Raw genomic sequence first — 26987 nt, 5'->3', positions numbered from 1 at the left:
GCTATATTAACCACATCGACGAAACTTATGCCGCCATTTTCCAATTTTTCTGACGACTCATTAGAGCTTCATCATTTACCACAGCTGAACCATCGCCACCTTGTCAGCAGTGCCTCTACCAATAGCGAGCTAATAGCAGATGTACAACATGGCACGTTAAATGCTGCGCAGATGCATCTACTGACCGCTGAAACCCAAAGTGCAGGTCGTGGGCAGCACGGGCGCTCGTGGCAATCACCGCGCGGCAATGTCTATCTGTCGTTATATCACCCTGTTCATCTGCCGATTAGCGGTCTACTGTCGCTGATTATCGGCGTTGAACTGGCAAAAATGCCCGTTATTCAAATATTAAATGAGCAATTGCACGCGCAAGGATTGACGCCAATTGGGGTAAAATGGGCAAATGATTTGGGCTTTTATCAACCGCCATCTGACTCAGTGTCAAATGGGCCCAAACTGGCAGCACAGACCCTACCTTTTAATAAACTTGCGGGTATTTTAATAGAACCTGTTACCCAAACGGGCAAATTGGTCGGCGTGGTGATGGGCGTAGGACTTAATGTACAGGCAACGCCCAAACTCACTGCGAAGACCTCTGAAGGCATGAGTTATCAGGCGATTAGCCTACAGGATATTTATGAGAGGCTAAAACCAGAGACAGATATTGTGAGTCTGCCAAGCCTAAAAATACTTTACCAACAAATGAGTAAAGCGCTGCTAGCCGCGATGACACGCTTTGAGCATCTAGGATTAGAGAAGCCCACTGGTCAAAGCTATAATTTGGACAGCTTTTTAAAACAGTTTGATTCGATGGACGCATTGGCAGGATTACGCTTGCACGTTACTCAAGAGCATAACGGTAAAACAGATAGCATCACAGGTTATGCTTGTGGTCTTGATACACATGGATGTTTGCAATTGCGTCAAGATAGCGGTAAGATTTCTGCGCTTTTTACCGGACGCATCGACGTTATTGATAAGGCTTAAATCAAAGACCCAATGGGCACGATATAAAGGGATTTTTATGCTCTGGTTAGATCTTGGCAACACCCGTCTAAAATACTGGCTCACCGATGATATCGGACAAATAGTCGCGCATGATGCCAAGCAACATTTGCAAGCGCCTGCCGAACTACTGATGGGTTTGACCGATCGCTTCGAGCGTTATGCGCCTGATTTTATTGGTATCTCATCGGTGCTGGGCGACGATTTGAATGTTAAAGTGTCAGAGACGTTAGGTCGTCTGAATATTCCGTTTGAGTTTGTCCATGTCGATGCCGCGCATGCTTTGATGAAGAGTGCTTATAATGACGAACAGCTTGGCTGTGATCGTTGGCTACAGATGCTCGGCGCCGTGGATAAGAAAAAACGTCAATGCGTGATTGGCTGCGGTACTGCGGTGACCATTGACTTGATTGATCATGCTGAGCATTTGGGCGGTTATATTTTCCCCAGTATTTATCTGCAACGTGAGTCACTGTTTTCGGGCACTAAGCAAATCACCATCTCCAATGGCACCTTTGATAGTGTGGGTCAAGGCATGACCACACAAGATGCGGTACATCGCGGTATCTTGCTCTCTATCGTCGGTGCCATCAATGAGATTAGCCATCGCCATCCCAACTTTGAAGTCATCATGACGGGTGGTGATGCAGCTATTATTTCTCAGCATGTTAATCGACCAGTACGTTTGCGTGATGACTTATTGTTGAATGGTCTGGCACGATATTTTGATCATACCAAACAGTCGTAATCATTTTATGAACCTTATAAAATGATTAATAAAAAAGCAGTACGTTTTAGGCGTACTGCTTTTTTGGTTTAAACACGTCTAACTTCTCTATTACTACCTATGGCACTGTAAAAATGATAGGTAAGCTAAAACTTGCCATTACGGCTTTTCCTTTAACCATGACTGGTTTCATTCGGCCGCTTCTTACCTGTCGAATAGCATTCTCATCCAAGCATTGATTACCGCTGCTTTTTTTGAATTGTACTCTAGTAATTTTGCCTTGTTTATCAATCGATCCATATAACAAGAGAGTGAGCTTATCGCCGGTACTCATAGTGTTTATACAATGAGATTCGATTCTCAAAATAGGTCTTACCACCCAATTTGCATTGCTAATAGAAATTTGAGTAACGGGTTCACGATTAGACAAATCAACCAGCTCTGCCTGTGCAGGCACCATACTCGCTGTCATCGTAAATAATGCAAACAGAGTGGTTAACAGACCATAAGTACTGATAGATTTTATGTTGGTAAGAAAATGAGAAGCTGTCTTGTTGGAAGCTATGTGATTAAGAGCGAACTTGGTATTTCGTTTACGAATCATTATAAAAGTCTTTTATTTAAGTCATTAAAAAGTGCCACGCTATGAAAGACATAACGTAGCACGTTTTTAGTTTTACAGTGAACATAATTCGATAAAAATTAGCTAATTATTTATACCTATTAGTATTATTTGGTCTCATTAAACAACTCACGACCGACCAACATACGGCGAATTTCACTGGTACCTGCACCGATCTCATATAGCTTGGCATCGCGCCAGTAGCGACCAAGTGGATACTCATTGGTATAGCCGTTACCGCCAAATATTTGAATGCCTTCGCCTGCCATCCAAGTGGCTTTTTCGGCACACCATAAAATCACACTGGCACAGTCTTTACGCACTTCTCGGCTATGACCAGCACCGCGCTGATCTAGCATGTCGAGATTTTTACCAACGGTATATAAGAAGCTGCGTCCTGCTTGCAGTATCGTATACATATCTGCCACTTTACCTTGGATAAGCTGGAACTCGCCGATGGCTTGACCAAACTGCTTGCGATCATGGATATAAGGCACAACATTGTCCATCACCGCTTGCATGATACCGATAGGACCCGCAGCCAATACAGCACGCTCATAATCTAGCCCACTCATCAGTACCTTAACGCCTTCATTGAGGCCGCCCAAGATGTTTTCGCTCGGTACGGTCACATTGTTAAAAGTCATCTCACCCGTATGGCTACCACGCATGCCGAGTTTGTCCAGCTTTTGTGCTGTGCCAAAACCTTCCATACCTTTTTCAACGATAAAGGCTGTCATGCCTTTGCCGCCTAGCTCAGGATTGGTCTTCGCATAGACCACCATCACATCCGCATCAGGGCCATTGGTGATCCACATTTTAGTGCCGTTTAACACGTAACTGCCGTCTTTTTCTTCAGCTTTAAGCTTCATGCTAACGACGTCTGAGCCAGCACCCGTCTCACTCATTGCCAAGGCACCGATGAACTCACCGCTGACCAGTTTTGGCAAATACTTGTGTTTTTGTGCTTCAGAACCGTTACGTTTGATTTGGTTGATACATAGGTTTGAGTGCGCACCATAGCTCAACGCTACCGATGCCGAAGCGCGGCTGATTTCTTCCATCGCGACCATATGTGCGACATAGCCCATATTAGAGCCACCGTACTCTTCAGGAACAGTGATGCCATGTAGACCGATATCACCCATCTTTTGCCATAAATCCATGGGAAACTCGTCACTACTGTCAATCTCGGCAGCACGCGGGGCGATTTCATTGGTTGCAAACTGCTGTACCATATCGCGTAATGCATCAATATCTTCGCCAAGCTGAAAATTCAATCCAGGTAAACTCATAACTATTCCTTGTGTTTTGATGTTTTTAAATTTCGATTTTTAATATTTTTTTAAAACCACTATAACTGTATTTATAATGTCATTTTTGAAGTCACAGTCAATCCACTATACTAATTAAGACTGACGTTTATTAATGGCGTTTATTGATGATGGCACGTGCCACATTTGAGCCATTTGGACGCTTTAAAAACGCACTGATACGCTCGCCTGCCACGACTAATTTATCTAAGTCGATACCAGTGCTGATACCCATACCATGCAGCATATACACCACATCTTCGGTCGCGACATTGCCTGTTGCGCCTTTGGCATAAGGACAGCCGCCCAGTCCAGCCACTGAGGTATCAAATTCGCTAACACCCATTTGTAGTGCGGCTAGCGTATTGCTCAATGCTTGACCGTAAGTGTCATGAAAATGACCCGATAGCATAGAGATATCAGTATATTCTAGAGCTGCCTGCAGGGCTCGTTGCACTTTGAGCGGCGTACCAACACCAATGGTATCGGCAATACCAATTTGCTCTGAACCAATCTCTACCAGACGCTTAGTCACATACGCTACTTGGCTTGGGTCAATGTCGCCTTCATAAGGACAGCCAACCGTACAAGAGATTACGCCTCGTACTTTGATACCCTGCGCTTTTGCCGCAGCAGCTACTGGTGCAAAGCGCTCAATACTCTCATCAATACTACAGTTGATGTTTTTTTGGCTAAAGGTCTCGCTAGCTGAGCCAAAAATAACGATTTCGTCAGGACGGTGCAAAATAGCATTTTCAAAACCGCGCATATTGGGTACTAAGACTGAATAGCAAACCTCTGTATGCCGCGTAGGTGCGAGCACGTCAAGCAGCGCGCTATTATCGCCCATCTGTGGCACCCACTTTGGCGAGACAAAGCTTGTTGCTTCTAGCTTTTTGACACCTGCCGCAATCAAATCATTGATAAGCGCTTGCTTAACCTCAGTCGGTACCGTCGTTGACTCATTTTGTAGTCCATCACGCGGGCTGACATCAACGATTCTGACATGGCTTGGATATGAATGGTTTGGATACGAATGGCTCATGCTTGTCGTCCTTATTGTTATTCGCCTTTTTATGAGACTTTTTTATTAGGCTTGGTCAGCTATTCGCTCTCAGTATTTTCGCCAGCATCAATGCGCAATAGCTCATCACCATCAGCGACCAAATCACCGGCTGCAAATAGCAATTCTGCCACCACCCCATCCGTCGGTGCAGTAATGGTATGCTCAATTTTCATCGCTTCAATGACAGCTAATGGCTCACCTTTTTTCACGGTATCGCCAACAGCTACTTTGAATGCAACCACTTGTCCTGGCATTGGTGACTTCAAGCTACCAACCGCGGCAGACTCTTCGCCCACGTGCGCCATAATATCAATAAGCATAATCTCATCACGTCCACTATCGGTGAACACATAGACCGTCTCGTTATTCACCCAGCTTTGTGCACTGATACGTGCACCCTCTAACCATAGCGTATGATTGTGCTCGTCGCTACTGGCATAGCTCACTTGACCTTCATAAACCATTTCTATCTCAGCAGCGACATTGATATTGCTATTATCCTGCGTATTCGCGACTTCTTTTTCGATAACGAGCGTAAAGCTACTGAGGTTATCGCTACCTTTTTTACTATCAGAACAACTTGCATTGTGCCAATTGCTGATGCGAGCACTGTATGATTGCTCATCATAAACCAAGCTAAATGAGCGAGTGTAATCACTATAGGCACGGAAGCCGGTAGGTTTACTAAATGGGTCGATATCTGACTCTTGCGTTGCCATCTCGCTGGCAAGTTGCCGAGTAATGGCGGTCACAACCAGCGTCGATAATGCCAAAGGCTGCTGATTAAAAATCGCATCACGCTCGTGCTCAATCAATGCCGTATCGAGATTGGCTTTGCTAAAAGATTCTGTATTTAAGATATAGCGTAAAAATGCCGCGTTATTCGGTAAACCCACGATACGCGTTTGGGCAAGTGCTCGATCAAGCTTGGCTAACGCTTGCGCTCGCGTTGGCGCATGAACGATCAGCTTGGCAATCATAGAGTCATAAAACGGGCTAATCACATCACCTTCGCGCACGCCATCATCGATACGTACGCCAGTACCGTCTTTATCAATCATAAAGGTACTGTGTTCAGGTTTTTGATACGTAAACAACGTACCGGTCGCGGGCAAGAAGCTATTGTCAGGATTTTCGGCACAGATGCGCGCCTCAATAGCATGACCGTTGATAGTCAGATCGGCTTGGGTTTTTGGTAATGGATGACCTGCCGCGACCAAGAGCTGCCACTCAACCAAATCGACACCAGTAATCGCTTCACTGACTGGATGCTCAACCTGCAACCGCGTATTCATTTCCATAAAATAAAAATTCATAGAATCTTCGCGCTGCTCAACGATGAACTCAACCGTGCCTGCGCCGACATAATCGACCGCGCGAGCCGCTTCGATAGCGGCGGTTCCCATCGCCTCACGCATCGCAATATCAACACCCGGTGCAGGCGCTTCTTCTAATACTTTTTGGTGACGGCGCTGTACGGAACAATCACGTTCAAACAAATGCACATAGTTACCATGCGTATCACCAAATACTTGGATTTCGATATGGCGTGGTTTTAATGCGTATTTTTCAACCAATACTTTATCATCACCAAAGCTGGTAATGGCTTCACGGCGACAGGAGTCTAATAAATCAATAAAATCACTGCTTTTTTCAACGATACGCATGCCTTTACCACCGCCACCTGCACTGGCTTTGATCAAGACAGGATAGCCAATACTATCTGCTTGCTGCTGCAAAAATTCTGCATCTTGATTATCACCATGATCGCCCGGTATCAGTGGCACGCCCGCTATCTCCATCAACCGCTTGGACTCAGACTTGCCGCCCATAGCGCGGATAGCATCAGCTGAAGGGCCAATAAATACCAGCCCTGCATCCTGACAGGCTTGCGCAAAGTCAGCATTTTCGCTTAAAAATCCATAACCCGGATGAATCGCTTGTGAACCAGTTTCAAGCGCTATCGCGATAATCGCGTCACCTTTTAGATAGCTGTCTTTCGGTGCTGAGCCACCTAAATAAATCGCTTCATCGCAGACAGCCACATGCTTGGCTTCGCGATCCGCATCAGAGTAAACAGCGACGGTGCTGACACCCAGACGCTTGGCAGTCGCGGCTACTCGGCAGGCAATTTCACCACGGTTGGCAATTAGAATTTTAGAAAACATAACTATCCCTGTGTGTTATCGTTTTTATTTGAGGTCTTATCTATTTACTCATTTGTCTCTTGTGCATTATTAATCTGCCGTCAACCAATTGGGCTTACGTTTTTGCAAAAAGGCTTGCACGCCCTCTTTACCTTGCTCTGATGAGCGAATATCAGCGATACCTTTTACTGTATCGGTGATCAGCTCATCAGTGATGGGCGCACCAGCGACGTCGTGTAATAGCTGCTTGCAAGTTTTGACTGCATCAGGGCTATTTTTGACGATTTTGCTACAAAATATAGCGACCTCATCAGCCAGCCATTCTTCGCTAACTCGCTCATGGATAAAGCCAAGCTGACGTGCTTTTTTGGCATCAAATACTTCAGCACTTAAGAAATAACGCTGCGATGCTCTAGCACCCAGTGCTCGGATGACATAAGGGCTAATCGTTGCAGGCGTTAAGCCTAAACGCACTTCGCTTAGGCAGAAGTTAGCAATTTTGACAGCGATGGCAACATCACAGACGGCTACCAATCCCATGCCGCCTGCATAAACATCACCTTGAATAGCCGCAACCGTTGGCTTAGGGCACTCATAAATAGTCTTAAGCATCTGTGCTAATTTGTCTGCGTCTGCTAAGTTTTCTTCATAGCTATAATCTGCCATGGCACGCATCCAATTCAAATCGGCTCCTGCACAAAAGGCCTTGCCAGCAGCTGCTAGCACAATGACACGTACCTCATCATCAGCACCAAGCGTATTAAATGCATCGGTTAGCTCAGCTATCATTTCATCGTTAAAAGCATTGCGTATCTCAGGGCGATTTAATGTCACCGTAGCAACGTGCTGCTCCACTTTAACCAATAGGCTTTTATAATTTTTATCACTGTCTTTTTGCATAACTTTCTCTATATTTTTATGTAAATACTTAAACCAACGCTTGGTCAATCCATAATAATGTTAATACAAGAAAACCGAATGTAGATGTACAAATCGTACTTCAAATGAGGTTGATGCAGTAGCCGCTTATTATGGGAAGGTCTGAAAATGCTTACATCCTAAAAACACCAAAAGTCGTCTCTTCGATCGGAGCGTTATAGGCAGCGCTTAACCCTAATGCCAATACATGACGTGTATCAGCAGGGTCAATTACGCCATCATCCCACATGCGCGCGGTGGCATAATATGGGTGACCTTGCTTTTCATACATATCGAGAATCGGCGCTTTAAATGCAGCTTCATCATCATCACTCCATGCCTCGCCTTTACGATCAAAATTGTCACGCTTGACCGTTGCCAAGACCGATGCTGCTTGCTCGCCACCCATTACCGAGATGCGCGCATTTGGCCACATCCATAAGAAGCGCGGACTATAAGCGCGGCCACACATGCCGTAGTTACCGGCACCGAATGAACCACCGACAATGACCGTGAATTTTGGTACTTTAGCATTGGCGACTGCCATAACCATTTTGGCACCATGACGTGCAATGCCTTCGTTTTCATATTTGCGACCGACCATAAAGCCAGTGATGTTTTGCAGGAATACCAATGGGATTTTGCGTTTGCAGCACAGCTCAATAAAGTGCGTGCCTTTTTGCGCTGATTCACTAAATAAGATGCCGTTGTTGGCGATGATACCGACTGGCATTCCTTCGATATGAGCGAAGCCGCAAACCAGCGTCGTGCCAAATCGTGATTTAAATTCATCAAAAGCACTGTCATCGACGATACGAGCAATGATTTCTTTGATATCAAATGGCTTGCGCTTGTCCGTTGGAATGACGCCATATAGCTCTTTGGCATCATAGCGTGGTGGACGCGGTTTGATTTGATTGGGCACTTGCTTCGCAGGACGATTTAGATGGCTAACAATGTTGCGCGCAATCGACAACGCATGGGTATCGCTTTGTGCTAAGTGATCGACGACCCCAGACAGACGGGTATGTACATCGCCGCCGCCCAAATCTTCGGCAGTAACTTCTTCACCTGTCGCCGCTTTGACCAGTGGAGGACCACCCAAAAAGATAGTACCTTGGTCTTTCACGATAATAGACTCATCACTCATCGCTGGCACATAAGCCCCGCCAGCCGTACAGCTGCCCATGACCACGGCAATCTGTGGAATACCTGCCGCACTCATATTGGCTTGATTGAAAAAGATGCGACCAAAGTGCTCTTTATCAGGGAACACATCATCTTGATTGGGTAAGTTAGCCCCGCCTGAATCCACCAAATAAACACAAGGCAAATTGTTTTCTTGCGCGATTTCTTGTGCACGCAGATGTTTTTTGACCGTCATTGGATAATAAGTGCCGCCCTTTACCGTGGCATCATTACAGACGATCATACACTCAATACCATTGATACGACCGATACCCGCAATCACGCCCGCCGCTGGAATCTCTTCGCCATACATATCGTGCGCTGCCATCGGTGCCACTTCTAAAAATGGCGTACCTACATCGAGCAAACGCTCGACACGCTCACGAGGCAAGAGTTTGCCACGGGCTAAATGCTTGGCACGGGCACGCTCTGAACCGCCTTGCACGACTTTACGCAAGTGACCATATAAGTCATCGACCACCGCTTGCATGGCGGCACTGTTTTGCTGAAAGTCGCTTGAGTTTGGACTCAGTTTACTGGTTATGATAGCGCTCATGATATCCCTTTTTCTTTAATACGTAGATACGTAAATGCGAGTGGCTTTTTTCTTTTAGTCTTGACTCATAATAATAATTTTCAATATAACAGATGCTAAATAGTCTTTAGTATTACAGATTAAATAATCATCTGACTACAAACCCAGCTCTTCTTTCATTTGTTCAATGATTTTATATTTCTGAATTTTGCCAGTGATGGTCATTGGATATTCGGTCACGAAACGATAATAAGTCGGTACTTTGTAATGGGCAATATGCTCGCTACAGAACTGGCGAACTTCCTCTTCTGTCAAACTGTCTGCTTCTTTAGGGATAATCCATGCCGCAAGTACTTCACCATATTTTTTATCAGGAATACCGACGATTTGCACATCCCGAATCTTAGGATGACGATACAGATAGTTTTCGATTTCGACGGGATAGATATTCTCGCCGCCGCGAATGACCATATCTTTACTACGACCAACGATTTTGACATAACCGTCCTCATCCATGGTTGCCAAATCACCCGTATGCATCCAACCATCTTGGATGGCTGCGCGGGTTTTGAAGCGACTGCCCCAATAGCCTTTCATCACTGAATAGCCACGTGTAAGCAGTTCACCTGTCTCGCCCAATGCGACAGTCTCACCCGTTTCCGTATTGACAACTTTGACTTCAAGTGCAGGCTGCACTAAACCAACAGTCGATACTTGCTTATCAAGCGGCGTATGTTCATTGGTCTGACAAGATACGGGACTGGTCTCTGTCATGCCATACGCAATGGTGACCTCACTCATGTGCATCTCGTCGATGACGCGGCGCATGACTTCAATCGGACAACTAGAGCCTGCCATGATGCCCGTACGCAAAGTCGATAGATCAAAGTTTTTAAACTCCGGATGGTCAAGCTCAGCGATAAACATCGTTGGCACGCCATGTAGACCCGTACACTTCTCTTCTTCGACTGCTTGCAATACCGTCAGCGGCTCAAAGCCATCGTTCGGATAGACGATACAACCGCCATGCGTCAGAATCGCTAAATTACCGAGCACCATACCAAAGCAATGATATAAAGGTACTGGAATACACAGTCTATCTTCTTCAGTAAGGTTCATGGCCTCACCGATGAAGTAACCGTTGTTAAGAATATTACGATGGCTTAAAGTCGCACCTTTTGGCGTACCAGTCGTGCCACTGGTGAACTGGACATTGATGGCATCGGTGTTCTTGAGCTGGGCTTGGCGCTCGGCAACACGTGGGTCGTTGGCATCGCCTTCCGCCATCCATGCAGAGAATTTCTGCATAAAGCCAAAGGTTTCTTCAGATGCTGGCTCATCAATCCAGATGATACGCTCAATCGTCGGAATCTCGACCAAATCAAGCTGGGTGTAGTCTTTATGATAAATTTCAGGACACAGTTCGCGGATTAAACTGGCGTAATCGCTGGTTTTAAAATGGCGCATTAGCACAAGCGCTGAGCAGCCCAATTTATTCAAGGCATATTGCAGCTCAAAGGTACGATAGGCAGGATTGATATTGACAAGGATAATACCGGCTTTTGCCGTTGCTAATTGCATGAGCAGCCATTCAGCATTATTGTGTGACCAGATACCGATGCGATCACCGATTTCCAGCCCCATTTCAATCATGGCACTCGCTAACTGATTGACTTGCTGTTGCAGTTCTCGGTAGGTCCAGCGAATATTTTGATGGCGAGAAACCAAGGCTTCGCGCTCTGGATATTTGGATACAATAGCATCAAAAAAGTCACCGATAGTCGCTTCAATGAGCGGTACATCAGGACCTTTATCATAGCTTTGGGTAAGCGGTGCATTTGCTGAGCGTGCGCCCATATTAATACTAGGAATGCTATTTAGAATAGTATCAAAATCAATTTGAGTCGCATCAAAATCAGAAGTTTGCGTCATAACGAGTCCTTTCGTTTTACTTTTTATGGTGCTTATTAGTCGCCTATCACCGATTCATTCTTCCTTGAACAGGTATTAACTAGCGTTAGCTACTATACCGTCTTAAATCGAAGACTGTCAATAATAGTAATACAATATGTATCATTTAAAATGATATTATAAGATAAATTCATCAGTCATGATTAAGTGACGAATTTCTTGAATGACTTAAATCAAAAAATCCAGCCTTATCACACATAGAAAAAAGCTGGCTTTTCCAGTGGTTAATAGTCTCAAATCACTCCAGACCCAATTCTTTTATCATTTGCTCAACGATTTTGAATTTCTGAATTTTACCAGTGATGGTCATTGGATATTCATCAACGAAACGAAAGTAGGTCGGCACTTTATAATGAGCAATATGGTCACAACAAAACTGCCTTACCTCTTCTTCGCTTAAGCTATTTGGCTCTTTTGTAATAATCCACGCCGCGAGTACCTCACCGTACTTTTTATCAGGAACACCAACAATTTGTACATCGCGAATCTTCGGATGACGATAGAGATAGTTCTCAACTTCTACTGGATAGATATTTTCGCCGCCGCGAATGACCATGTCCTTGCTACGACCCACCACAGTGATGTAGCCATCTTCGTCCATTACCGCCAAATCACCCGTATGCATCCAGCCATCAGTAATCGCCGCGCGTGTTTTAAAGCGGCTGCCCCAATAGCCTTTCATCACCGCGTAGCCATAAGTGAGTAATTCGCCCGTCTCTCCAATCGGGACGACATCACCCGTTTCAGTGTCGACAATTTTGACCTCAAGCGCGGGCAGTACCATCCCTACGGTAGAGACTCTTTTTTCGAGTGGCGTCTGCGAGCTGGTTTGACAAGAAGCTGGACTGGTCTCGGTCATGCCATAAGCAATCGTCACCTCGCTCATGTGCATTTTATCCATGACGCGGCGCATGACCTCAATCGGACAGCTAGAGCCGCCCATAATACCAGTACGTAAGCTGGTCAAGTCAAAACTGTCGAAGTCTGGATGATCGAGCTCTGCGATAAACATCGTCGGTACGCCGAGCAAGGCGGTACATTTTTCTTTTTCGACTGTTTGCAATACGGTGAGCGGATCAAAACCATCGTTGGGATACACCGCGCAGCCACCATGGGTCAAAATGGCTAAGTTACCACCCACCATCCCAAAGCAGTGATAAAGTGGTAATGGAATGCATAGCCTATCTTCCTCTGTCAGCCTCATACCTTCGCCAAGGAAGTAGCCATTATTGAGGATATTGCGGTGGCTTAGGGTCGCACCTTTTGGCGTACCTGTCGTCCCACTGGTAAACTGCACACTAATAGCATCGGTATTCTTAAGCTGGGCTTGGCGTGCAACTACGCGAGGGTCGTTTGCGTTACCCTCTGCCATCCAAGCGGAGAATTTCTGCATAAAATTAAAATTCTCATCGCTTTCTGAGTCATCAATCCAAATGATGCGCTCAATCGTTGGAATCTCCACCAAGTCCAATTGCTGATAGTTCTTATGATAAATCTCGGGACATAGCTCACGAATCATTTGCGTATAGTCGCTGCTTTTGAAATGACGCATCAATACCAATGCCGAACAGCCCAGCTTATTCAGCGCATATTGCAGCTCAAAGGTACGATAAGCAGGATTAATATTGACGAGGATAACGCCGACTTTCGCGGTTGCCAATTGCATCAACAGCCATTCAGCATTATTGTGTGACCAGATACCGATGCGATCACCGATTTCTAGCCCCATTTCAATCATGGCACTCGCTAACTGATTAACTTTCTCTTGTAGTTCGCGATACGTCCAGCGAATATTTTGATGACGAGAAACCAAAGCTTCACGATCAGGATATTTATTGACAATGGCATCAAAAAAATCACCGATGGTCGCCTCAATCAGCGGCACATCAATGCCTTTATCATGGCTTTGGGTGAGTGGCGCATTTGCTGAACGCACGCCTACATTAACTTTGGGGATATTATTGAGAATATTGTTATTAGGCGTACTTTCATTAATAATGCTGTCAAAATCGGTAATCTGAGTCATCACGAGTCCTTTCGTTTTGCTGTTTGGTGTTTAATGTTTGTACTGATATAAAACTGATTATTAGACAACTTTCTATAATCATAGAAAGTAAAAATGTGCTACTACCGTAAACACGATATTCTTCCTTGAATATGTTTGTTCAATAGACATGATAGTCAAATCACGCTCCAACCAATATAGCGCCTTAAACAAAAGACTGTCAATCATATAGATACAGTGCGTATCGATTATGATTAATCTAAAAAGTAATAGCCGTAAAAAAGCCAGTGCTGCACTAAATGGCAACACTGGCTATGGTCTGTAATACTTTTACAATTAGATTTTATCTTTTAGCCTTTAGGCACTGCAGGTGCTTTGATCGTTACCGTTGCACTAACTGCATCGTTGTCACCAAGTAAATCCATGACAAGCTCATCTTCACTTTCGGTTTTAACTTGCCAATTGCCAACCGCTTGCGGTACGCCTGTTACCATCACAGAGATGGCTTTGTTTTTTAGACGAATCATCGGTGGCTTATGTTCATAGCCGTTATGCTCATGACCTAAGATATCATCAGCAATGGTAGCTGCCTGCGCTCGCAATGGCGCGACATAGCGACATGCTACCCCATTGATCGACATACAATCACCAATAGCATAGATATTGGCTGTACTGGTACGCAAGGTCGGCGCATCCACCACGATCCCAGTGCGACGGTCAAAATCGACACCAGCTGCGGTAGGCAGTTTGTCATCGACGGTCAGACCTGTACTGGCAATCACATGATCGACCATAAGCGGTTCAATTGGCTCAGCAGTACTGCTGTCTGTCGCTGATGCTAGCGCCTCATAACTGACCTGCAGTTTTCCATCACTGATACGAGTAATAGCAGATACCTGATACCCTCCTAAAAAGTTAATCCCTTGCGAATTGACCGCTTGGGCGATACGAGAAGTTGCTTTTGGCGGTAGCATTTGTGATAGTGGCGCATCGTTTAGATCAATGAGCGTCACTTGATGACCTGCTTTTAATAAGTCCTCTGCAATCTCCGTCCCGACCATACCAGCACCAACGATAGCGACGTGCTGACTGCCAGTGGCTAGCTTTTCTTGCAACTGTCCAAAGCGCTCAATATGATTGACATGCCATACTAAATCCTCTGGCAAGCTTTTTGGGAAGATAGGGTGCGCACCCATCGCTAGTACCAGCTTGTCATAGCCGATCGTAGCGTAATTGGTATAAACGGGATCTGAGCGCAGTGCAGAGATAAGCTGCAACTGCTGAGTACTAGCGTCAACATCCGTCACTTGCGTATTGGCAAGTAGCTTAATATTTGCAGCTTCTGCGGCATCAACGCCAGTGGCTCTGACCAAATCTGCTGCACTTTTCTTTTGGCTAATAGCCATGGTCAGCATTGGCTTGTGATAACGATCGCCACTGTCGGCAGTAATTAAGGTAATTGGAATGTCTTTGTCTTTCGCACGAATGGCATCAATGACATGCCAGCCTGCCAAACCTGCACCAATAATGACGATACCGTTGTTTGATACTTCTGAGTTTTCAGCGCTCATATTAGCTCCCATATAGATAAGCAATTATTTTAGTTGTTAGCATATTGACCGCTATTGTATCAGTAAACAGCCATGCACTCATCTACTCACTTATAGACCAATCATATCAACATCACTGTTAAATACATCAAGCTATCACGCACAAAAAAGCGCCTATTGATAAATAGACGCTTGATATCACCCTAGAGCTACATGAGAAAAAATATATAAATGGTTAGTGATTCAAAATCTTCGATAAGAAAAGTTGCGCGCGATCACTTTTTGCCCCTTCAAAAAACTCATCTTTACTACAGTTCTCGACAATATGACCTTCGTCCATAAAGATAATACGATTGGCTACCTGACTGGCAAAGCCCATTTCATGGGTCACACACATCATGGTCATGCCATCGCGAGTCAACTCGACCATAACATCAAGTACTTCTTGAATCATCTCAGGGTCAAGCGCAGAAGTCGGCTCATCAAAGAGCATCGCTACAGGATCCATTGCCAGCGCTCGTGCAATCGCCACACGCTGCTGCTGACCACCCGATAGCTCCGCGGGATATTTCGCGGCCTGTACCGTTAGTCCAACGCGATCTAAATATGCCATGGCTTTTTGCTTGGCCTCGCTCTCTTTGCGACCCAATACTTTAATTTGCGCCACCGTTAAATTATCAATAATGGTCAAATGTGGAAACAGCTCAAAATGCTGAAAGACCATGCCGACACGGCTGCGTAATTTTGGTAGATTGGTTTTTGCCGCACCAACTGAGATACCATTCACCATGATCCCACCTTCTTGAAAAGGCTCCAGTCCATTGACCGTTTTAATCAAGGTTGATTTACCACTACCTGATGGCCCGCACACGACGACGACATCACCTTTATGTACATGCGCCGTACAATCACTCAATACTTGAAAATCCCCATACCATTTGCTGACATCGGACATTTGAATGACCATCTCATCACTAGCATGACCATTATTGGTGACCAGTCCGCCAAAGGCATTTAAGTATGTATCAGCTTTGCTCATCACTGGCTCCTAACCACATTGTTTTTAATAATCGTCATTTAAGAAAAGTTGAATCAACTACTCAACCAAAGCCTCAACACTCAAAAAGCGCAAACCAAGATAAATATCTATCAAAATCGCAAACGCTTTTGCAATTGTTGGACGCCCACGGAGGCACTGACACTGATGATAAAATACACCGCACCAGCACCCAAAATGTAAGGCGTCAGCAAACCCATCAGCTCACCGCGTACATAGGCGGCGCGGAAAAAATCTGTCAAACCAATAGCGAAAACTAACGTCGTATCTTGGAATAAAATAATACACTGCTGCAAGATTAGCGGCAGCATTTTGCGAAAGGCTTGTGGCAAAATAACCAGACGCATGGTCTGCCCATAAGTCATACCCAGCGCTTTGGTGGCATTGACCTGCCCACTACCAATTGACTGAATACCAGCACGCACCACTTCTGAAAAGTAAGCGGCTTCAAACATCATAAAAGCAACCACACAAGAGGCAAAAGCAGCATCAAGTTGTAAGTACTTACCCGCTATCCAAAAATAAATCATCGGTACGGCAAAGTAAAACCACAGTAGCACCAGTAGTAGCGGTACAGAACGGAAGTAATTGACGTATAGCTTTGCTGGAATCTCAAGCACTTTGATACCAGACAAGCGCATCAACGCCAATACCGTTCCTAAGCTAATACCACCAATAATCGCCAAAAACAGCACCTTTAAGGTGGTAATCATGCCGCCCATCAAACCAGGATAGGCTGTTGCCAATTCGGTCATCATGTTCATTTCTGACCTCCTGCAATGAGCCCAGGTACACGCAGTTTGCGCTCAATTAACCCCATAATAGCAATCAACGATAAGTTAAATACTAAATAAATAATCGTCGCGTAGGTATAAATCTCGATGCTGTTTTGGGTGTATTCGCTGATGGTTTTGGTTTGACTAATCAGCTCCATTACCCCCACTAATGAGGCAACGGAGGCGTTTTTGAAGCAGTTGGTCAGCTCAGAGCTGAGCGGTGGCAGAATAATACGAAAGGCCTGCGGTAGCAGTACTTCTTTGTAGACTTGCGGAATACTAAAGCCTAGTGCATAAGCAGCATTGATCTGACCTTCGGGCAACGACTCAATACCTGTACGTACTTGTTCAACGATACGAGCGGCGGTAAATAAGCCAAGACCGATACTCGCTGAAAGCATGGCTGAAGTGTTGGGCGATAAATCCTTATACCACCACTCTTGTATCGTGGGCGTGAGCCAGCCAGGTGCAATATAAAACCAAAAGAACAACTGGACAAGCAGTGGAATATTACGAAAAAATGTCACATAAGCGGTGCCAATGGCACGAGCGGTCTTATTAGGCAAAGTACGCATGATGCCAAAGATAGTACCTACGACCATAGCAATGGCCCATGCGATACTACCAATCAATAGTAGCCAGCCAAGACCAGTAATCATCCAATGGATATAAAGCTCATTACCGATACCAGTCTGCTCAAATAGCACACCCCAGTTCCAGCTATAATTCATGGTTGTCTCTCCGAGCAGCGACTGAAAATCCTACGTGTTAAGATTGAGATCAACATCAGTCTTAACACGTAAGCAAGCTATGTTGCAGGACAATAATTACTGTGCCGTCGCAACTTTCGGCTGAGCGCTGTCATGCGGACTGGCAATCAAGGCTTTTAAGTTATCAGACATCTCAAAGTTTAGATTGACGTTCTTTGGTGGGATTGGGTTTAAGAACCACTTGTCATAAATGCTGTTGATTTCCCCTGATTTAAAGACATTCGCTAACGCTTCATCGACCACTGCTTTGAACTCAGGATCATCCTTACGCATCATGCAACCATAAATCTCAAACGATTGCGGCGTGCCGACGATGACCCATTCATCAGGATTTTTTGCTTTGGCTTTTTCGCCAGCGAGTAGTACATCATCCATCATAAAAGCATCCGCGCGACCATTTTCTAGCATAAGGAAGCCTTCGCCGTGGTCTTTTGCTGAGATGATATTCATGTCCATTTTGTTGTCATCATTATACTGACGAATATAACGCTCTGAAGTTGTGCCTGCGGTGGTGACTAAGGTCTTACCTTTTAGGTCTTCGAAATCTTGAATACCTGAGTCTTTTTTGGTCAATAGACGCGTACCGATTTCAAAGAAACCGTTGGAGAATGCCACTTGTTTTTGACGCTCTTCGTTGTTGGTGGTTGAACCACATTCAAAGTCGACCGTGCCGTTTTGTACCAAGGGAATACGGGTTTGTGAGGTGATAAGGTTATAACGGACGTTGAGGTCTGGCATGTTTAGCTTTTGCTTAACCGCTTCGACGACTTTCATCTCTAAATCGTGCGCATAGCCAATCGGCTGATTTGGGTCGTCAGCGATATAAGAAAATGGAATAGAAGAGTCGCGGTGACCGACTACGATAGTACCCGAGTCTTTGATTTTTTGTAGAGTACCGTTGGTAGTGGTTTCTGTCGCTGTTGCATCATCTGCTGGCGCATCAGTGCTGGTTTGGCTACTGTTATTACACCCTGCAAGACCTAGCGCCATAAAAGCAGCGAGAGTTAAAGGTTTAGAGAAAGACCTAGAAGATAGATAGCTCATGAGATACATCCTTTTATCACATTATCACAAGATTGAATGAGTGCTTGGACGACATAGGTCTTATTCATTGACCTTATTGCCACGCATCCATGCGGTTGTTGTTGCTGTTATTTATCACAATGCAACTTAATGTTACTGTACAACAAATTAGCGGGTGTGGGTAAAATTTTTTTAATGAGGCTTATTTTTCAAGGATATCGGGTTTAGTATCACCATAACTATCCAATAAACGCCTTTAATCTGTTAAACAATATCTAACGGGCAATTGATAAATCACGATGAATCCCCATAAAGCTAACAACTTCTTAATACTATAAATGACCTATGACACAAGATACTCAAGTCCCTAATACGGACAGCCAGAACGCTGGCAACCATAGTGACAATGACGTACGTCAACGTTTCTTTATTGAAGATTCGCCAGTGCGCGGTGATGTGGTGCGCCTATCACGCAGCTATGCCAGTACGATAGCCCAAAAGCCTTATCCTGAAGCGATCAAGCGCTTATTGGGTGAGATGCTGACAGCAGCGAGCTTGCTTATCGGCACGGTCAAAATCAATGGTCACCTGTCCATTCAGTTGCAATCATCAGACAGCGATAGCTTGCTAAACTGGGCAATGGCAGAATGCAATCAAGACGGTATCATCCGTGCCCTTGCTAGCTGGAAGGGTGAGACTGATGAGCAAGTACAGGCTTGGGAAAATATGACTCATGCCAAAGAGGCATTTGCTGAATTGGGTGCGATGGGTCAAGGCGTGTTGTTTATTAACATTCAGCCTGAAGGCGGCGAAGCCTATCAAGGCATCGTCGAGCGCAGCCATGACAATTTGGCAGACTGCTTAGCGCACTACCAAAAGCAATCGGCGCAGATTCCAACCTTGATTAATTTGGCGTCTGATGGTCTGCAAGCGGGTGGCATGTTGGTACAGATGCTTCCTCGTACTGCTGAAGAAACCTATGAAGTCGAGCAAAACCAAGATGCGGGTATCGACGATGACTTATGGACACGTCTGAGCGTTTTGACACGGACAGTGAAAGCTGAAGAGTTGACCACGCTTGATGCCAACGAAATCCTGTATCGCTTGTATCATGAAGAAAATGTCGTCGCGCCCGATCCTGTTGCATTATCATTTGGTTGCACCTGCTCACGTGAGAAATGTGAGATGGCCATTGAGCAAATCGGTGAAGCAGAAGCCTTAGACATCATTGATGAGCAAGGCGGTAACTTTGAGATGGATTGCGGCTTTTGTGGCGAGATGTATAGATTTAATAAAGACGATGTGACCACGATATTTTCTGAGTAATTAGGATTTAGTGAAGCTCGCTTAGTAATAGAAAAACCCTCAAGTGTGACGCTTGGGGGTTTTTAACGTCATGGCTTGAAATTTATGACTGACGATATAACTGGTTTCGAGCACGCTTAATTGGCCAATTCATCCACTTCTGGATAAGAATAGATACGACTATCAAGCCCATACTTTGCATCATGGGCATCGCCTAGCCTATTGTCCAACAGCCAAGCAATAACTTGCTCATGTACTCTATCGCTGTAGATTAAATTCATATGATTGACCCCATAAAAAATCGCCTTATGTCCCTCTGGTACTGCTAGCGTATGCTCTTCGGTATATTCGCCGAGCGCTGACTCTACTGAGACCAACCCGTCCCCAAGCAAACTTGTGGTCTTAGATTCATAATGAGTTTCAATCAAAGCTGCCGCCACTAAATAGCTATTCACATGCAGGGGCAAACGCGTGGGATGACGAAATTCTGCTGGCAGCACGCTGCGCCCTTCGGTAGACTTCCAATCAGCATCGCGAATACTGCCGTAACGTAAATCTATAATACCAGCGCTACGCAAGTCGCCCAATTTAGCCAATGATCCTGCAAAAGGCAGCTTAGCAATTTTATCTTGAACAAAATGTCCAATCTGCTCCAAGCTTGCGCCATGATGCGGTGAGCCTAAGGTGACAAGATTGCCCACGCGTTTGACCCAGCTAAAGCCTTGCTCTTTACCATAAAATAGCGCACTACGGCTCAATAATCCACCCATACTATGACCGATTAAATCTATTTGAGTGACGTCGGGATTATTCTCAACCAAATCTTGCAAGACTTTTGCAAAGCTACGTCCGTTGCTAGAAATACGCCGACCCGTATTATAGTTTAAATACAGCACCGTCGCTTTTGGCAAGTGATTGACCAACGCTTCACCCAAATTGCCTTCTCCAGATACCTGCCAGCTCAAGTGACTCATACAAAGACCATGGCATAAGATAATAACGCGCCCTGACAGCGCGCCACTTTGTACACGATTGTATTCATCGTATAGCACCATCGATACTGCCAATGGATTGTGATGAGTGATAAGATGATCGCCCATGACGCCATTTAGAATATTGACCAAGCGACGTAAGCTTTTGGGTAAAGGTTGTATTTTTTTGGGTTTAGAAACAGTGTTATAAAGACGCAGGCCTGAGGCAAGATTATTGCCCACCAATTGCATCGTATAACGCACCGTGCCATAAATCCGCCCTGTGATACCGCGCTGCCAGTGCTCAATATTGCCTTTATTAAACCGCCCTAAAGGACGCAGCAGAATCTCACGATGGATAGCCTCTACAATATCAGTGACTTCCACCACGCCCATCGTTGCCAACTGAGCCAAGCCTTCAAAAAAATCAACCAACGTAATAGGCTGATGCGGTTTGCTATAGCTGTTGTCCACCGTCTCGGCGCTCAGCTCATCGACATAGATATATTCGAGTTTCGCCAACTCTTCATAGACATCGCCCTGAAAACCTTCACCAGTATCCGACTCAACAGCAGTTGGACGCCGAGTGGTGGCAAATAAATCATGAATGGTTTCTAAAGGTTTTGGACTGGTCATAGTGTTAACATATCAAGCAGTTGAAAGGATTTTCCATACTATCCTGTAATTGTCATAAACAGAAGAGAATGATTTAACTATCAAGTATCTTTATTGTCAAAGAAAGGCGCTATCCTTTAATACCAATGCTTGCGTATTAATAACTATCCTCCAAAATACAAAATCCCAAGCCATGACTTGGGATTTTTTTGTTGAGAAAGACACATCATTACTCATGCAAATGTCTAACTAGACAAACGACTCTGCCAGTATGACGTCGCCATCTTCACGCGTAATCATTACGGTCGCTGAGCGCGGCGTACTGCCTCCAGCAATAGCACCCCAAGTATTACCCGGATGCTGAATATTGATAAATAAGGTTTTAAAGTCAGGAGCCATGGTAATACCTGTGACTTCACAGCCTTCAGGACCGACAAAAAAACGTTTGATATTGTCATTACTAGCAGGCATGCCGACTCGTGTTTGTTGTCCTGCTGAGGTCGTTATGGCTGTCCCATCACTGACTTTACCCGGCAGCGCCGCCAGTAACATACAGCTGCTGGTATCGGTATAAGCGCCGTCATCGGTCTGAATCCACAATACGCCACGTGGATCGAAGTACAAACCATCGGGAGAAGACAAATCATTGCTATCATTTAACTGTGACAAATTTTCTGCGGTCAGATCATAAGGCGTGGCAAATAGATAAATATCCCACTCAAAACTCATGGCCGCGTGATCGCCACCTGCTTCTGCCCAGCGAATGATATGACCGTTGTCATTACCTGCCGCTTTTTCACCTGCCTGATAGCTACGCGGATTAGAGGCTGACACAGGTTGATCTTCACGTACGCCGCGGTATTTATTATTGGTCAATGTGACGTATACCTCACCCGTCATAGGGCTAACCGATACCCACTCTGGTCGATCCATTTTGGTTGCGCCGACCACATCTGCTGCGGCACGAGCAAAAACCAACACCTCATCTTGCCCATTAAAAGGCAATACCGTATTGGAGGCATCCAGTCCGTTTTGACTATGGACGAGTGCTTTCCATTCACCGCTGCCATCTTCATTAAAGATAGCAACATAGAGCGTACCGTCATTCAAATACTTATCGCCCGCTTTTAAGCCACCACCGATATCACTATTTGACCATGTGGCTTTGGAGACAAACTTATAAATATATTCGCCGCGAGCATCATCGCCCATATAAAAGACCACCGGTTTGCCTTGTTCAACGGGGGCATAAGCACAGTTTTCATGAGCAAAACGTCCCAATGCCGTACGTTTTTGCGGCATAGAGTTTTGGTCAAAAGGGTCAATTTCGGTGATATAGCCAAAGGTATTAAAGCCATTACGATAATCGTCAGCAGCACTGGTACCGACGGCGGTCATATCCCAGCGCGAAAATTCATCGGCTATCTTGGCATCTTTGGCTTCAGGTGTGTGCCACAGATACTCCCAACCTGGGAAATCCTCTGTTGCACCGTAGCGCTCGCGACCATAGTTTTGCCCATCACTTAATTGGCTAGCATCTTGCCCACGGGCGAATACCCCTAAAAAATTCTCTTCGGTGGTCAGATAGGTGCCCCAAGGTGACAAACCTGCACCGCAATTATTATTGATGCCGCGAGTCTGAAAGCCTGTCGGATCAAACTTAGTCTTGACCAAATCAGAGCCAGCAACGGGCCCTGTTAACTGCGCCGTACTACTACTCGTGAGACGGCGATTATATTTCGAATCAGCTACCATCTCATAGCCCATACCATCAGCGCGGCGTTTCATCTCAACCACTGCTACCCCATGGCAATTGACTTCCCTACGCACGTCACTTGCGAGGCGACGATTGTGAAAGATGGGCGCGGCATTATTATCTTGGATCACATAGTAGCCAAACGGACTCAATTCGTTACTATTCACATATTCATGATTCATCACCAGTAGACCATTCTCTGCCGCTTTGGCATCATAAGCGCCGCCCTTTTTACCAAAGAACCACATGCCGTCATGGTTATCACCCATGCGCCACTCGAATGACTCTGCCGACTGCTCTCGGTTGTCTTTCCAATCGTCGATACCAGATATCAGCGGCGTACCCAGTGGTAATATCATCTCGGCTTTATAGCCTGCTGCCACGCTCATCGTTTCGGCAGTTGAATGCGCCACTGCCGTAAATTTCAAAGTCTCAGGACGTTTGAGATCGCCCTGTGCAGGGATAGCCGCGTTATTATCAGTATTCTTGATAGGACTGCTGTCATCATCATCGCTACAGCCAACCAAAGGTAACGCCCCAAAAAAAGCCGCCGCCGTCAATCCTGTGCCACCTTTTAGGATACTACGACGATTTAAACGACGACTAATAATGGTTTGAAAATCGATATTGTCAGTCGGATTAGAGTCTTCAACGACTTCATGGGCAAGTGGTTGTTTATTATTCAATAATGTCATTATCAGTCACCTTGCTGTTAGGCTGGATTGGCGGAGAGTTGGGCGCGGCTTTAAAATTATCACCACAAAAATGCGAATTACGCCTAAGTCTACCGAGAGTTTATGACAGAACGTTGAAACATAGATGACAGTCTCATGACAGCACTTTGTGAGCACCTCATAAAACGAAAAAAATCCCAAGCGTTAACTTGGGATTTTATAATGGCGTCGCTGCATTTGACGACTGATAAAATAGTGCTGCTATAAAAACTTATTGAACCTGCGCCTGCCATTCATGGGCACCGAGCTTCAATTTTAACGCATCGCCTGCTTGTAATATGCCAACGCCGCTCGGCGTTCCAGTCATAATCACGTCACCTGCTTGTAAGCTAAAGGCATGGCTAATCTCTGCCAGCAATTCATAAACTGGGAATAGCATCAAAGCACTATCACCATCTTGCTTCAGCTCATCATTTATATAAAGCTGATATTCGACATGACTAAAATCACCAAACGCTTGCGGATCAATCCAATCGGCAAGTACACAGGCACCATCAAAACACTTAGCACGCTCCCATGGATGACCTTTTTCTTTGAGCTTACTTTGCAAGTCACGTAAGGTCAAATCCAGCCCCAAGGTCACGCCACCAATCGCTTGCTGTGCTTGTTCAAGCGTGGCTGCCGATAAGTCTGCTGCTAATTGCACACACAGCTCAGCTTCATAATGGGTCTCACCATATATCGCTGGATTGGGACGGACGATATCATGACGCACACTGACCACTGACGATGCTGGTTTCATAAATAAGATGGGTGATTTTGGTATCTCATTGCCAAGCTCGCGGGCGTGTTCCGCATAGTTACGACCGACACAGACCACCTTGCCGATGGATGCACGTACGCTATCGTTAACCGTTGCGATGCTCGCGTCATCATTGACACTGGCAGCAATCGCATTGATTAAAGACATATGGGGTGATTGGCTCATACTAGGCACTCACAGCAGATTATTGATAGGTTGGTCATACATACTGCACTATCTGTCGTTATTTTTCTAGGGTTTATCTTCATTTTAAAAATAGCCATAAAAATGAGATAAATGGCAGTTAAACAAAAGAATAGCGGATTAATATTAAGATATTAACCCGCTATTTCATTGATTTTTTAGCATTATTTTGAGCCAAACCATTAAGGTATGGTGTTGGTCATTACATCAGGCGGTACATAGCTTGTGTGGCGGTTCATTCTTTTTTCAAACAACCTAAAGCTAAACAGAATCACCCATGATAATAGAAGGTAAATAATACCAGCAGCGAAGAACAGCTCCATCAAGGTATAAGTTCGCGCACTAATGGTTCGAGCGACACCCGTAATATCCATCAAAGCGATGGTTGACGCAAGCGCACTGCCTTTTAGCATAAAGATCACTTCATTGCTATAAGCTGGAATGACAATACCAAAGGCACGGGGTAAGGTAATACGCGTAAGCTTCTGCCATTTCGACATACCGATAGCGTCAGCTGCTTCGAGCTCACCAACAGGAATGGTCTGAATCGCACCGCGAATGATTTCTGCCAAATAAGCACTGGTATTCATGGTAAAGGCAATGATGGCACACCAATACGCTTGACTGAGCACAGGTTCCCATAAGAACGAATTCCGTATAGCCTCAAACTGTCCTAGACCATAATAAATCAAAAATATCTGTACCAGCAGCGGCGTGCCACGGAAGAAGAAGATATAAGAAAATGGTAATATCTGCACCAGCCAGTTTTTTGACAAGCGCAACTGCGCTAAAACCAAACCAAAAAATAGACCGATAATACCTGAGATAACCACCAGCTGTACGGTCAATACTGCCCCGTTTAATAAATCAGGAATACTATCAAAAATAACCTGCCAATTCCAATCCATAGTATCTCTCCTCTATCCTATGGTCGATTGACGGTGGGTTGACTGACGGCTCAGCTTTTTAGCATAGCGTGCCGCTGGATTGGCTCGCCATTCGAGCCACATCATAAAACCAGTAATCAACATGGTTAAACCCAGATAAATAATCGCCGCTGCCATATAAAAAGTGAATGGCTGCTGCGTTGATTGGGCGGCACGTGACGCCTGATACATGATGTCTTTGAGACCCACGACCGATACCAATGCGGTATCTTTGAGCAACACCAAAAACAAATTGCCCAATCCTGGCAACGCAATCTGCCAAACTTGTGGCAAGGTAATGCGATAAAACGTCTGAAAAGGACGCATACCAATCGCTTGCGCCGCCTCCTTCTGCCCTATCGGAATCTCTTGGATCGACATGCGGAAAATTTCAGTCGCATAAGCGCCAAACGCGATAGACAACGCCATCACGCCACCCCAAAAGGCACTGATCTCAACATATTCGTTATAGCCGAATTTCTTGAGAATCGTCATCAGCAGCATAGAGCCACCGTAATAGATAAACAATACCAATAGCAACTCTGGAATACCGCGCATTGTCGCCGTATATACAGTCGCAATTTTACGCAGCAGCCAGACATTGGACAGCTTAGCTGTGGCACCGAGCAGCCCTAAAGCCATGCCGATGACTAAACTGGTCATGGCAAGCTTGATGGTGACGGTAGCGCCGCTCAGTAGTAGCGCGCCAAATCCTTGTAAATCAAACACAATTATCCACTCAGTCTCTTTATATTAGCAATTTGCAAAATATGAGTTAAAAGAATCAGCATCAATCGCTGAGCGCTGCTGATAAGCGTATTTTATACCAAATAGACCTTGGTGCTTTGCGTCATAGATCGACGTCAAATCAATACGATTATTGCGGCGGAAATTGACACAGTAGAAATGAGCGCTGATTTTATCATATTCGCTGCCAGCTATGTTAATACTCACACGTAAAAGCAGTGCTTAAATAGACGCTTATCTTCTTAAAAATGCATTAGATTAGTCATATTTTTACAAACCGAACAGTCAATATCACAAGACCGAACTATTTTTTA

General features: G+C 45.1%; 21 protein-coding genes. 3 read left to right on the top strand and 18 right to left on the bottom strand.

The features are described from left to right. The first annotated feature begins 27 nt into the window (after positions 1-27). Both I3252_RS07975 and I3252_RS07970 read left to right on the top strand, forming a co-directional pair. Positions 28-987, top strand: a complete 960-nt coding sequence (locus I3252_RS07975) for a biotin--[acetyl-CoA-carboxylase] ligase (protein ID WP_238034804.1) — start codon at positions 28-30, stop codon at positions 985-987. 37 nt (positions 988-1024) lie between these two features. Further along, positions 1025-1753, top strand: a complete 729-nt coding sequence (locus I3252_RS07970; RefSeq protein WP_045453617.1) for a pantothenate kinase — start codon at positions 1025-1027, stop codon at positions 1751-1753. A gap of 97 nt (positions 1754-1850) precedes the next feature. On the opposite strand, the gene I3252_RS07965 is transcribed toward I3252_RS07970, so the two are convergent. The 13 genes from I3252_RS07965 to I3252_RS07905 form a co-directional block, all read right to left on the bottom strand. Continuing rightward, on the bottom strand, positions 1851-2336 hold the full coding sequence (locus tag I3252_RS07965) for an energy transducer TonB (RefSeq protein WP_193007736.1): 486 nt from the start codon (positions 2334-2336) through the stop codon (positions 1851-1853). Positions 2337-2461: 125 nt separating this feature from the next. Next, positions 2462-3649: an isovaleryl-CoA dehydrogenase gene (locus I3252_RS07960; protein WP_193007737.1), complete on the bottom strand. Its 1188-nt coding sequence runs from the start codon at positions 3647-3649 to the stop codon at positions 2462-2464. Positions 3650-3779: 130 nt separating this feature from the next. Then, positions 3780-4712 (bottom strand): hydroxymethylglutaryl-CoA lyase, encoded by a 933-nt coding sequence (locus tag I3252_RS07955; protein WP_193007738.1) that lies wholly within the window; start codon positions 4710-4712, stop codon positions 3780-3782. 59 nt (positions 4713-4771) lie between these two features. Next, positions 4772-6901 (bottom strand): acetyl/propionyl/methylcrotonyl-CoA carboxylase subunit alpha, encoded by a 2130-nt coding sequence (locus tag I3252_RS07950; protein ID WP_238034803.1) that lies wholly within the window; start codon positions 6899-6901, stop codon positions 4772-4774. Between the two features lie 69 nt (positions 6902-6970). Next, entirely contained in the window at positions 6971-7780 is an 810-nt protein-coding gene (locus I3252_RS07945; RefSeq protein WP_238034802.1) for an enoyl-CoA hydratase/isomerase family protein, read from the bottom strand. 151 nt (positions 7781-7931) lie between these two features. Then, complete coding sequence (locus tag I3252_RS07940) at positions 7932-9542, bottom strand: carboxyl transferase domain-containing protein (protein ID WP_193007741.1); 1611 nt, start codon at positions 9540-9542, stop codon at positions 7932-7934. A gap of 135 nt (positions 9543-9677) precedes the next feature. Further along, on the bottom strand, positions 9678-11453 hold the full coding sequence (locus I3252_RS07935) for an AMP-binding protein (RefSeq protein ID WP_238034801.1): 1776 nt from the start codon (positions 11451-11453) through the stop codon (positions 9678-9680). 277 nt (positions 11454-11730) lie between these two features. Continuing rightward, positions 11731-13518 (bottom strand): AMP-binding protein, encoded by a 1788-nt coding sequence (locus tag I3252_RS07930; RefSeq protein WP_238034800.1) that lies wholly within the window; start codon positions 13516-13518, stop codon positions 11731-11733. A 329-nt stretch (positions 13519-13847) separates the two neighbouring features. Then, positions 13848-15068, bottom strand: a complete 1221-nt coding sequence (locus tag I3252_RS07925) for an FAD-dependent oxidoreductase (RefSeq protein ID WP_238034799.1) — start codon at positions 15066-15068, stop codon at positions 13848-13850. Positions 15069-15282: 214 nt separating this feature from the next. Then, positions 15283-16014, bottom strand: a complete 732-nt coding sequence (locus tag I3252_RS07920) for an amino acid ABC transporter ATP-binding protein (protein ID WP_045443837.1) — start codon at positions 16012-16014, stop codon at positions 15283-15285. 182 nt (positions 16015-16196) lie between these two features. Beyond that, positions 16197-16868 (bottom strand): ABC transporter permease subunit, encoded by a 672-nt coding sequence (locus I3252_RS07915; protein WP_238034798.1) that lies wholly within the window; start codon positions 16866-16868, stop codon positions 16197-16199. After that, positions 16865-17611, bottom strand: a complete 747-nt coding sequence (locus I3252_RS07910; protein WP_055123453.1) for an amino acid ABC transporter permease — start codon at positions 17609-17611, stop codon at positions 16865-16867. The genes I3252_RS07915 and I3252_RS07910 overlap by 4 nt, the downstream gene beginning before the upstream one ends. 96 nt (positions 17612-17707) lie before the next feature. Next, complete coding sequence (locus I3252_RS07905) at positions 17708-18694, bottom strand: glutamate/aspartate ABC transporter substrate-binding protein (RefSeq protein WP_045453598.1); 987 nt, start codon at positions 18692-18694, stop codon at positions 17708-17710. 324 nt (positions 18695-19018) lie between these two features. Here I3252_RS07905 and I3252_RS07900 point away from each other — a divergent pair, with 324 nt between their 5' ends. After that, positions 19019-19999 carry an Hsp33 family molecular chaperone HslO gene (locus tag I3252_RS07900; RefSeq protein WP_238034797.1) on the top strand — a complete coding sequence of 327 codons (981 nt, stop codon included), beginning with the start codon at positions 19019-19021 and terminating at the stop codon, positions 19997-19999. A 116-nt stretch (positions 20000-20115) separates the two neighbouring features. Here I3252_RS07900 and I3252_RS07895 read toward each other — a convergent pair whose 3' ends face one another. From I3252_RS07895 to I3252_RS07875, 5 genes are all read right to left on the bottom strand, one after another. Next, entirely contained in the window at positions 20116-21585 is a 1470-nt protein-coding gene (locus I3252_RS07895) for a GPI inositol-deacylase (protein ID WP_238034796.1), read from the bottom strand. A 228-nt stretch (positions 21586-21813) separates the two neighbouring features. After that, positions 21814-24015, bottom strand: coding sequence for a PhoX family phosphatase (locus I3252_RS07890; protein ID WP_238034795.1), 2202 nt, complete (start codon positions 24013-24015; stop codon positions 21814-21816). Positions 24016-24265: 250 nt separating this feature from the next. Next, complete coding sequence (locus I3252_RS07885; RefSeq protein ID WP_087945530.1) at positions 24266-24982, bottom strand: fumarylacetoacetate hydrolase family protein; 717 nt, start codon at positions 24980-24982, stop codon at positions 24266-24268. Between the two features lie 200 nt (positions 24983-25182). Beyond that, positions 25183-25908 (bottom strand): ABC transporter permease, encoded by a 726-nt coding sequence (locus I3252_RS07880; RefSeq protein WP_045443544.1) that lies wholly within the window; start codon positions 25906-25908, stop codon positions 25183-25185. Positions 25909-25920: 12 nt separating this feature from the next. Further along, positions 25921-26655, bottom strand: coding sequence for an ABC transporter permease (locus I3252_RS07875; protein WP_045453595.1), 735 nt, complete (start codon positions 26653-26655; stop codon positions 25921-25923). Between the last annotated feature and the right edge of the window lie 332 nt (positions 26656-26987).

This window comes from Psychrobacter sp. Ps4, assembly GCF_022129285.1.
GTDB lineage: Bacteria > Pseudomonadota > Gammaproteobacteria > Pseudomonadales > Moraxellaceae > Psychrobacter > Psychrobacter immobilis_A.
This window is presented reverse-complemented; position numbering and strand designations above follow the sequence as displayed.